The organism is Verrucomicrobium sp. BvORR106, assembly GCF_000739655.1.
Classification (GTDB): domain Bacteria; phylum Verrucomicrobiota; class Verrucomicrobiia; order Verrucomicrobiales; family Verrucomicrobiaceae; genus Verrucomicrobium.
In genome coordinates this window covers 17,682-27,463 of sequence record NZ_BATR01000154.1, presented here as the reverse complement: position 1 = coordinate 27,463, position 9,782 = coordinate 17,682, and the positions used below count along the sequence as shown (strand labels likewise).

Sequence of the window (9,782 nt, the reverse complement as noted above, 5' to 3'; positions counted from 1 at the left end):
GGGCTGGATGCTGCTACTGCTCGCCGTCCACTTTCAGCATCGGGGCCGTCAGCGCCTCGTAGGTGGGGCGATCCACGATGAAGGTGTCTGGATCCTCATTAAGCCGCCCGTGGTAGAGGGTGGGCTTTTGACCGGGAACCGAAGCGGCGGGCGCGAAGGTCAGCGTGAGGGGGCGGGGCTCACCATCAAGCTTGTCCAGATCTGCCAGGAGCAGTTGCACCGTCAGCGTGGGGTTCTTCAAGGCTTCAAAGGCGGCGGTGCGGTTGGTGCTCCACTCGACCGCGTCAAAGTTCACGAGCCGATTTAGCAGCTGATTGGCGGCAGCTGAGTTGATCCGGTCGGTGATGTCCTGTCCCGCCAAGGTGCCGCTCCAGCCAGCGTTCATCGCAGCGTAGTTGAGCGTGAGGGCAGGGGAGGTACCCTCCGCCACCACCACGCGGCGTGCGGCGAACAGGTTGGCCGTGATGACCCGGCCGCTGCGCCACTTCAGAGTTTCCGGCGGGGAAATGCTCAACATGAGCGGGCTCACCTGGAAGATGGTGGGTTCATTCTGATACTTGGCACTGATCACGCCCTGTTCGCCCTGCCCAAACTGAAGCACACGGGAGGTCTCTTTCGTGATCCACTCAATTTCCAGGAAGGGCCGGTCAAGGCCGTAGGGGGCCAGGTTGGCCGTGGCATTGTCCGTCACGAAAGCCTTAACCTGAGTGCCATTGAGGCCATCGAGCAAGGCCTGGATGCGCTCCTGGTTTCCTGGCTCCAGTTTGCCAAAGCGCTTGAGCGCCCAGGCTCCTCCATCGCGGTTGAGCACGACTTCCGGTTGGGCCAGGCTGCGAAGCCGCACGCCGGTGACGGTCTCCACTGGGATCCGGGCCAGTTGCTGGTCGCGCAAGTGATTGGGCTGGAGCCTCCAGAAGTCCCCCAGTTTCTGGGGGGCGAGGAAGTGACCGGGGCGATTGCTGGCCTCAGCTGGCACTTCCTGGCCAGCATCCACTGGATGCAGCGTGATGACCACCGGGGCGGGCTGGCCTTCTGCTTCCAGGGTGACTGTCATCAGCGGCAGGGCTGGATTGGGCGTCTTCTCGCTGGGTTTGGGCGCCGGATTCAGGTGGACATCCATGTTGAGCACCGCAGCCAGAACGGCGTTCACCCGCTCATCGCTGGCGGCTGTCTGTAGCGGCTTGACCAGCTGCCAGGGCTTGCCCTTCTCCCTCGTGAACTCGATCGCGCCCGTGCCGGCGGTCAGCACAAAGCGGCGGACGGTGTCCGCTGGGATGCGGACGAGCTTGATGTCGCGCCAGTCGTCAGCGTTTTTGGAAAGGAGGGCTGGCAGAGTGGATTTGGTAACGTGGAGGACTTCATTGCCCTTCTTGTCTGGTTTTTCACCGGGCTGAACGGCGTAGAACGACTCTTCAAACGGGGCCTTGCTGCCAAACCGCAGGCGGGCAAGTTCTTTGCCACCCTCTGCGAGCACTGCTACTTCCAGTGCAGTGGGATTGCCCAATCCGGTGCGCTTGTAGTCTTCCTTGCCCATGTCTTTCCGGGCGACGGTCTCCCGCCATTCCAGACCGTTGAGCGCTTTCAGCAGTTGCGCCACCCATTCTGGATTGGCGCGATCCTGATAGGGGGCGCGGGCGTGCCAAGCATCGTCTTTCCTTTGCAGCTTGAGGGTCCCATCCTTGGTGGTGATGGAGATGTCTGCTGCCTCCGCCGGAGCGAATTCAAAAGGGCGGTTGACTCGGGCCAGCCGCTCCGTGGTGGACGGGAGGTGGCGCTCGTACCCAGAGATGTAGGCGATCAGCCCCCCCACGAGGAGGAGCAGGACGAGGGTGGTGGAAAGCTTCATATCAGGTCAGGTCAAGACCGGCGGAAAGTCCAGACGAGGAAGCCCATGCCAAGCACGGCACCGGGCATGAGGATGGCCGTCACCCAGAAGATCTGCTGACGTTGCTCCTGCTTGAGTTCCAGGCGGAAGACCTGCTTCCGCTTGGGGGTGATGCCCATGTACCGCTCCCGGTTCAGCATCCAGTTGAGGCTGGAGGAAACAAAGTCCTGGTGGGAAGCGAGCCGGGTGGCGGGGTCGAGAAGCAGGGCATTCCCCACGACGACCATGCGGGCGCTGTCCACTCGAAGACGTTCATCACCCACCGCGCCACGCTCCACACTGGCGGCGACGTGTACCGGAGGGCGGGTGTCTTCCCGGTCCACCATGGGCAGCTGCTGGGTGTACTGGGTTTCACCCCAGAAACGCTCTGCCGCGTCGATCAGGGGCTGTACCTGGATCTGACGGCTGGTGAGTTCGGGGGAATCCATCTTCAGATCGAGCGACTGCGTCTGCCCGCTGAAGCTTGCGGACACCTCGGTGAACGGCTTGCTGATCGGCGAATCCTGCAGGAAGACAGTCTGCACAGAGAACTGCACCTTCGGCCCCGTGCTGGTGCTCTCCGCATAGAGCACGCGGTCCTGCCGTGGTGCCACGCCCTGTTTGCCCAAGAAGCTGCGCAGGCGGGGTGTCTCGCCATTGGGGTCCAGCAGGACCAGCAGGGCGGCGCGCTTGGTCTGCCAGTAGGCATCCAGCACCTGAAGTTCACGCTCGCTCAGATCATAGCGGGCACCCACCAGAATCACTCCGCTCGCATCCTCGGGGACCGACTCCACATTGGTGAGGTTCAAGGGCATGACTTCGAAGTTCTGCTGCTTCCCGAGATCCGCCAGGGCGATGTAGGCCAGCTCTGTGCCTCCGGGGCTGACGGCACCTTTGCCCGCAATGAAGTAGAAGCGCCTGACCCGGCCTTCGATGAGGCCCATGATGGCGGAGGTGATGGCATCTTCCCCTCGGAGATCCACGCTCGGGTTGTCGCGGTCATTGTTCAGGCCGCGGATGATGATTTCATTCTCGGTGATGAAACGGATGCGGTCGTTGGCTCGAACCAGAATGCCGTTTCCTGTGAGGGAGATGCCGTAGCTGAGTTTCAGCTTCTCTGCGTCTTCCAGATCGCGGGCGGGGTCGATCTCGTCCACGCGCACCCGGGACTTTTTCACCTGCCGGTACTCGTCCACCAGCGCCCGCATGTCCTGCATGATGACGGAGTCGCGGTTGAAAATCAGGGTGATCTCCACATCCTTGGAGAGCTTCTTGATGTACCCGATGGTGGCGTCACTCAGCGTGTAGTCCTTGCTGGGACTGAGATCCTTCCGCACGTAGTGGCGGTAGCTGAGGTAGTTCGCCACGCAAAACAGCGCGATCACCAGCAGGGTCTGAAAGGCCACATTAAGGCCGATGCCCAACCGGTGGAGGGGGCGGGCGGCGGGCGGCTGGGGTGGGGTGGTGCCAGGGGAATTGGCGGGCGGGGAGTCCGACATGAAACGTGAGGAAAGGCTGGAGGAAAAAACGCGGCCGGTCGCAGGGAGACAGTAGGAGGGGGGCGGGGATCAGACCCGCCAGCGACGGAATTCCAGCACCTGGTGGGTGCCGATGATAAAGACAAAAGCCAGGCTCAGGTAGTAGGCGATGGGCCGGGAATCGAGCAATCCGTAGGTGAACACCCGAATGTGCTCCACGGTGGCAATGTAGTGAACCAACTCCACGAACTGCTCTGGAATGCGCCGGCCCAGATAGAGGACGAAGACGCCGAGCAGGTAGTGCATGAGGCTGATGGTGAAGGAGAGGACCGCCGCCACGATCTGGTTCGAGGTAAGGGCAGAGGCAAAACAGCCTGCCGCCAGGTTGAACAGACCCATGACGAAGATGAGCAGGTAGATCCCGTAGAGGCTGCCGTGCGGGATCTCCGTGGCCCCCGCGGTCATGCTTTCGAAGATGAAGAAGTTGGCGAGGCTGGGGACCCAGATCAGGCAGTAGAGAACGACGGAGGCCAGGTACTTGGACCACACTACCTGCCAGGTTCGCACTGGTGCGGTGAAGAGCGTCTCAAAGGTCCCCAACTTCCGCTCCTCCGCAAAGAGGCGCATGGTGAGGAGGGGGAAGATGAAGAAGTACGAGAGCCAGAACCACTGGGAGTGGAACGTCCAGCTGACCAGGCTGCCCTGCTGTGGACCCCGCTCGAGGATGGCCACGGCGGCGCGGAAGGAGAAGCCATTGATGATCATCACCAGGGCGATGACGACGTAGGCGACAGGGGAGTAGAAAAAGCTGCGGAGTTCCCGGGTTAGCAGGATGAGGAAGGTGCGCATCGGAAAAGGCGGAGGAGGGGCGGGCAGGCGGGTACGGAACTCAGACGTGCGTCAGTTCGACGAAGACGTCTTCCAGGGTGGGCAGTTCACGCCGGAGTTCCCGGATCTGCCATCGGTTCTTGAGCGCGAGATCAAAGATCGCCTCCCGGATATCGGTGCGGGCTTCGATGCGGAGGGTGAAGTGGCTCCAGTTGCCCTCTTGCTTCTCCGCCGTGATCTTGCGCACGCCGGTCACCTTGGCCAGATGCTCCTCAAAGCCAGTGCCGCCGGAGACTTCCAGGTGGAGGTCGCTGGCTGCACGTAGCTTGCGGACGAGGTTCTGCGGGGTGTCATCGGCCCGGAGCTTGCCCTGATGCAGGAGGAGGACCCGGTCACAGGTTTGTTCCACCTGACTCAGAATGTGCGTGGAAAGAAGAATGGTCTGGCGTCCTTTGAAGGCGAGTAGCAGCTCGCGGACGTGGCGGATCTGGTTGGGGTCGAGGCCGTTGGTAGGTTCGTCCAGAATCAGCAGGGGGGGCTTGCCCACGAGAGCGTCGGCCAGGGCCACGCGCTGGCGAAACCCCTTGGAGAGGTTGTTGATGATCTTCCGCCGCACCTCGGTGAGGGCGCAGGCGTCCATGACCTCTCCCACGCGTTTCCGCAGGAGGCTGCCGCTCAAGCCTTTGATTGCGCCGCGGAACTGCAGGTACTCCTTAACCCGCATGTCCATATAGAGAGGGGCGTTCTCCGGCATGTACCCCAGGCTGCGCCGGGCGTCGATGGACTGGTGGAATACGTCAAACCCGTTGACCCTCGCCGTCCCGGAGGTCGGGGAAAGGAACCCGGTCAAGATACGCATGGTGGTGCTTTTGCCCGCCCCGTTAGGGCCGAGAAAGCCAACCACCTCGCCGGGTTCCACCTTGAAGGAGAGACCATCCACGGCGGTCTTGCCTACATAGGTCTTGGTGAGGTTTTGGACATCAATCATCAGGAACGTCAACGAAAGCGCAGGTTGGCAAAAGTGACAAGCTTTTGCCGTCACGGAAGGTTCAACCATCCAAAGGATAGGGGAACGGGGCCGTGTGAAGGCCATTCTGACCCCGTCTTCTAAAAAGCGGGTCACTTAATTGCGGTTTTTTGAAGTTTCCCTCCGTGGGAGCGTACGCGTATCTCCTTCCATAGGGCTGCCAGTTCGCAACCCCGCGAAACAATTGCAATTCAAGTCATATTTCTGCTTTCCCGCAGAGGCTCCCGATACATAGTGTCAGCCCCTGCATTCTTGCCATGAACGCCACTCTCCCCTACCGGGCAAACGTTGACCTGCTCGAAGAGAAATACCTCGCTTGGAAAAATAACAGTCACGATGTCGAGCCCGCCTGGGCCTCCTTCTTTGAAGGTTTCGAACTGGGCATGGCACAAAAAGTGGGAGCAGGGGGTGATGCCGCAAAAGATGCCACTGGCCAGCAACTTTCTGAAAAGGCGCTGGCTTTCCGTACCAAGGTCACCAACGCCATCCTCGATTTTCGCCGCGTGGGACACACGGCTGCCTGGGTGAACCCCCTGAGCAAGACCGCTCCGGACCAGCCTCTGCTGAGCCTGGCCAGCCTCGGTTTCACGGAAGACGAGCTTGATGAAGAGATCAGCACCCAGTTCTTTGCCAATGGCCGTCGCGTGAAATTGCGCGAGATGCTGGAGACGCTGCGCCGCATCTACTGTGACCGGATCGGATTCGAGTTCATGCACATTCACAACCGTGAAGTGCGTGCGTGGCTGCGGGACCGGATTGAGCGACGTGTGGAGCAGCCTGCTCCGACCGCGGCAGAGCAGGAAGAACTGCTCCGCTGGCTTTTGCAGCCGGAGACCTTCGAGCGCTTCCTGCACAAGCGCTACGTGGGCCAGAAGCGCTTTTCGATCGAGGGCGGCGAGGCGCTTATGGTGGCTCTGGAATCCATTTTTGAAGATCTGCCCAGTTATGGTGGCGAAGAAATCGTCATGGGCATGGCCCACCGCGGTCGCCTGAGTGTGCTGGCGAACTACCTCAAGAAGCCGCTCAAGACCCTCTTCTACGAGTTCTCCGAAAACTACGTGCCCAACATGGTGGCAGGGGACGGAGACGTGAAATACCACCTCGGCTTCCAGACCAAGCGTCGCACGAAGTCAGGCAACGAGGTCATGATTGATCTGGCGGCCAACCCGAGCCACCTCGAGGCGGTCGATCCTGTCGTCGAAGGCAAGGCTCGCGCCCGTCAGCGCCACTTGGAAGATACGGTGAACCGCAAGAAGGTGCTGCCGGTCCTTATCCACGGTGACGCCGCGTTTGCAGGGCAGGGGATGGTGGCGGAGGTGCTTAACCTCTCCCAGCTTCCCGGCTATCGCACGGGGGGCACCATTCACCTCGTCACGAACAACCAGATCGGCTTCACCACGCTGCCGGCGGATGCCCGCTCTTCCGACTACTGTACGGATATTGCGAAGGTGATCGAGGCTCCGGTGATCCACGTGAACGGCGACTCGCCTGTGGATGTGGCCTTTGCCGCCCGTCTGGCCCTGGAGTTCCGTCAGACTTTCTCCCGCGATGTGGTGCTGGACATCGTCTGCTACCGCCGTCACGGCCACAATGAGACGGATGAGCCCAGCTTCACCACGCCTCATCTGGCCCGCTCGATCGCTGAGCATCCCACTCCCGCCACCCTCTACGGGCAGCGGCTCGCTGAGGACGGCGTGCTCCAGGCGGAGCGCGTGGAAGACCTTCGCAAGGAACTGGAAGCTGCGCTCGAAGCCGGTTTCTCAGAGCTCGCCGATGACGAGAAGAAGAAGGGGCACAACCCCTTTGAAGGCAGCACGGCCCAGCCCCAGCCGCGTTATTCCCATGATCCCGTGGTGACCGGGCTTCCCGCTGAAGGCCTGCGCACACTGGGCTTCAAGCTGGTGGAACCCCCGCCGGACTTCCGTCTGCATCCGACGATTGAGAAACGCTTCCTTGCTGCGCGTAAGAAGGCACTTGAATCCGGCACCGGATTTGACTGGGCCCATGCGGAAGCTCTTTCCTATGGATCACTCCTGGCGGAAGGCACCGGGGTGCGTCTCAGCGGTCAGGACTGCCGTCGTGGCACGTTCAGCCAGCGCCACTGCGTGCTGTATGACAACTCCACCCGCGAACGCTACATCCCGCTGCAGAACATCCAGCCGGAGCAGGGGCGCTTCTGCGTTTACAACTCCCTCCTTTCCGAGGCGGCTGTGCTTGGCTTTGACTACGGTTATTCCCTCCTGGCTCCGAACGTGCTCATCAGCTGGGAAGCCCAGTTCGGTGACTTCGTGAACGGTGCCCAGGTCATCATTGACCAGTTCATCGCCAGTGCTGAGAGCAAGTGGGGCCAGCCCAGCAGCATCGTGATGCTGTTGCCGCACGGTTTCGAAGGACAGGGGCCTGAGCACAGCAGCGGCCGCCTTGAGCGTTTCCTGCAACTCTGCGCTGGCTGCAACATGCAGGTGGCCAACCTGACGACTCCCGCCCAGTATTTCCACGTTCTTCGTCGTCAGATGAAGCGGCCCTTCCGCAAGCCGCTGGTGCTGATGACCCCCAAGAGCCTTCTGCGCCACCCGCAGGCGGTCTCCAAGCTGGAAGATTTCGGCGAGGGCACACACTTCCATGATGTGCTGGATGACGACACGCTCACGACGGATCCGAACCGCATCACGCGTCTCATCTTCTGTTCCGGCAAGGTGTACTATGATCTGCTGGAATTCCGGAAGGAGAATGAGATCAAGAACGCTGCGATCATCCGCGTGGAGCAGCTTTACCCGCTGAACGTCGGATTGATCGAGAAGATCGCCGCCCGCTATCCCCGCGCCCAGAAGAAATGGATCTGGTGCCAGGAAGAGCCCGAAAACATGGGTGCCTGGACCTTCATCCGCCACCGTCTGGAAGAGATGACGAATCACGTGCTGCGCTATGCGGGCCGTGAACGTGCCTCCAGCCCCGCCGCCGGCTCCAAGGCGATCCACTCCCACGAACAGGATCGTCTGGTGGAGGATGCGTTCAGCGTCTAGTCTCAACCTCTCGTTAATCTCTCCCAGCAACCAGTCAGTCAGACCAGTACCATGCCCACAGAAATCAAGATACCGACCCTCGGAGAATCCATTGCCAGCGGCCTGCTCTCGAAGTGGCACAAGAAGGATGGTGACGCCGTCAAGGCAGGGGAAATCCTGATCACACTGGAGACCGACAAGGTGGCCCAGGAGATCGCGGCGGATGTGGATGGCATCCTGCGCATCACTGCCCAGGAAGGCGAAGACGTTCCTGTGGGTGCCGTGGTCGGCGCCATTGAAGAAGGTTCTGGCGCGGCCGCTCCTGCCCCCAAGGCGGAGACACCTGCCGCTGCTCCGGCCCCTGCTCCTGTGGAAGCTGCCGCCCCTGCGGCGGCACCCGAAGCAGCCAAGCCTGCTGCTGCTGCCGCTCCGGCCGCTGAAGCGCCCCAATTGAAGCTGGTGCCCAAGCCGGAGGCCGCCCCGGCCCCCGCGCCTGCGGTGAAGCGTGAGCCAGAAGGCCGCGTGACCCGCAAGCGCATGACCCCGCTGCGCAAGCGCATTGCAGAGCAGCTTGTGACTGCCCAGCGCACGGCAGCCATCCTGACCACCTTCAACGAGTGCGACATGAGCGCCCTGATGAACCTGCGCAAGCAGCTTCAGGATGACTTCGTGAAGAAGCACGGCGTGAAGCTGGGCTTCATGTCCTTCTTCGTGAAGGCTGTGGTGGACGCCCTCAAGGCGGTGCCTCAGATCAACGTGCGCGTGGATGGCGATGAAATCATCAGCAACAACTTCTTCGACATCGGCGTCGCTATCGGCACCGAGCGCGGTCTTATCGTTCCCATCCTCCGTGATGCGGACAAGAAGAGCTTCGCGGACATCGAGCGCGACATTCTTGACTACGCGGCCAAAGCCAAGCAGGGCAAGATCCAGATCGACGACCTCACGGGTGGCGTCTTCACCGTCAGCAACGGCGGCGTCTACGGTTCGCTCTTGAGCACGCCGATTCTGAATCCTCCTCAAAGCGGTATTCTGGGCATGCACACCATCCAGCAGCGGCCGATGGCCGTGGATGGCCAGGTGGTCATCCGCCCGATGATGTACCTCGCTCTCAGCTATGACCACCGCGTGGTGGACGGCAAGGAAGCGGTGACCTTCCTCATCCGCATCAAGGAGTGTATTGAGAACCCTGCCCGCCTCCTCGTAGGAGCGTAAGTGGGCAAAGCAGGGCAAAAGCGCCTGCGTTAACTTTCAACGGGCGATTCCGAGAGGGATTGCCCGTTTTTCGTAGTTGCGTCAGGGAAGGGGGGAGGGGCTTCGGCCTCGCGGTTTGTGGTGGGGCGGAGTGGGGAGATGGTCGTGGGACGATTGGGGAGTGAGCGGGGCTGGGAACCCCCGCCTCCTGTACCCGCGAACAAGCGTCGAGGTCAGATGGCCGCAGAGTAAGGAGGCGGGGTCTCCGGCCCCACGGTTTGTGGGGTGGGCGGAGTGGGAAGAGGGGCGTGGGACGGTGGGCGTGGGACGATGGGCGTTTTTTGGGGGAAGGGGCTGTCACTGAACGATGAAAGGGTGGCGCCACTTCG

6 protein-coding genes are annotated in these 9,782 nt (G+C 61.5%); 2 read left to right on the top strand and 4 right to left on the bottom strand.

Annotation, left to right across the window (positions count from 1 at the left end):
- Positions 1-13: 13 nt before the first annotated feature.
- From BV106_RS27285 to BV106_RS27270, 4 genes are all read right to left on the bottom strand, one after another.
- Positions 14-1,846 carry a DUF4340 domain-containing protein gene (locus tag BV106_RS27285; RefSeq protein WP_038170062.1) on the bottom strand — a complete coding sequence of 611 codons (1,833 nt, stop codon included), beginning with the start codon at positions 1,844-1,846 and terminating at the stop codon, positions 14-16.
- An 11-nt stretch (positions 1,847-1,857) separates the two neighbouring features.
- The gene (locus BV106_RS27280; protein WP_038170061.1) at positions 1,858-3,363 is read right to left on the bottom strand and encodes a GldG family protein; all 1,506 of its coding nucleotides are present in this window, start codon (positions 3,361-3,363) and stop codon (positions 1,858-1,860) included.
- A 69-nt stretch (positions 3,364-3,432) separates the two neighbouring features.
- A complete protein-coding gene (locus tag BV106_RS27275; RefSeq protein WP_038170059.1) occupies positions 3,433-4,191 on the bottom strand; it encodes an ABC transporter permease in 759 nt (252 codons plus the stop codon).
- Positions 4,192-4,231: 40 nt separating this feature from the next.
- Positions 4,232-5,158: an ABC transporter ATP-binding protein gene (locus tag BV106_RS27270; protein WP_038170057.1), complete on the bottom strand. Its 927-nt coding sequence runs from the start codon at positions 5,156-5,158 to the stop codon at positions 4,232-4,234.
- Positions 5,159-5,454: 296 nt separating this feature from the next.
- Here BV106_RS27270 and BV106_RS27265 point away from each other — a divergent pair, with 296 nt between their 5' ends.
- Positions 5,455-8,220, top strand: a complete 2,766-nt coding sequence (locus tag BV106_RS27265) for a 2-oxoglutarate dehydrogenase E1 component (RefSeq protein ID WP_038170056.1) — start codon at positions 5,455-5,457, stop codon at positions 8,218-8,220.
- Positions 8,221-8,271: 51 nt separating this feature from the next.
- Positions 8,272-9,414 (top strand): dihydrolipoyllysine-residue succinyltransferase, encoded by a 1,143-nt coding sequence (sucB, locus tag BV106_RS27260; protein WP_038170054.1) that lies wholly within the window; start codon positions 8,272-8,274, stop codon positions 9,412-9,414.
- The last annotated feature ends 368 nt before the right edge of the window (positions 9,415-9,782 follow it).

Excerpts from the sequence above, each read along its gene's own strand:
- BV106_RS27275 (WP_038170059.1), bottom strand. The coding sequence starts at position 4,191 with ATGCGCACCTTCCTCATCCTGCTAACCCGGGAACTCCGCAGCTTTTTC.
- BV106_RS27265 (WP_038170056.1), top strand. The coding sequence starts at position 5,455 with ATGAACGCCACTCTCCCCTACCGGGCAAACGTTGACCTGCTCGAAGAG.
- BV106_RS27280 (WP_038170061.1), bottom strand. The coding sequence starts at position 3,363 with ATGTCGGACTCCCCGCCCGCCAATTCCCCTGGCACCACCCCACCCCAG.
- BV106_RS27285 (WP_038170062.1), bottom strand. The coding sequence starts at position 1,846 with ATGAAGCTTTCCACCACCCTCGTCCTGCTCCTCCTCGTGGGGGGGCTG.
- sucB (WP_038170054.1), top strand. The coding sequence starts at position 8,272 with ATGCCCACAGAAATCAAGATACCGACCCTCGGAGAATCCATTGCCAGC.
- BV106_RS27270 (WP_038170057.1), bottom strand. The coding sequence starts at position 5,158 with ATGATTGATGTCCAAAACCTCACCAAGACCTATGTAGGCAAGACCGCC.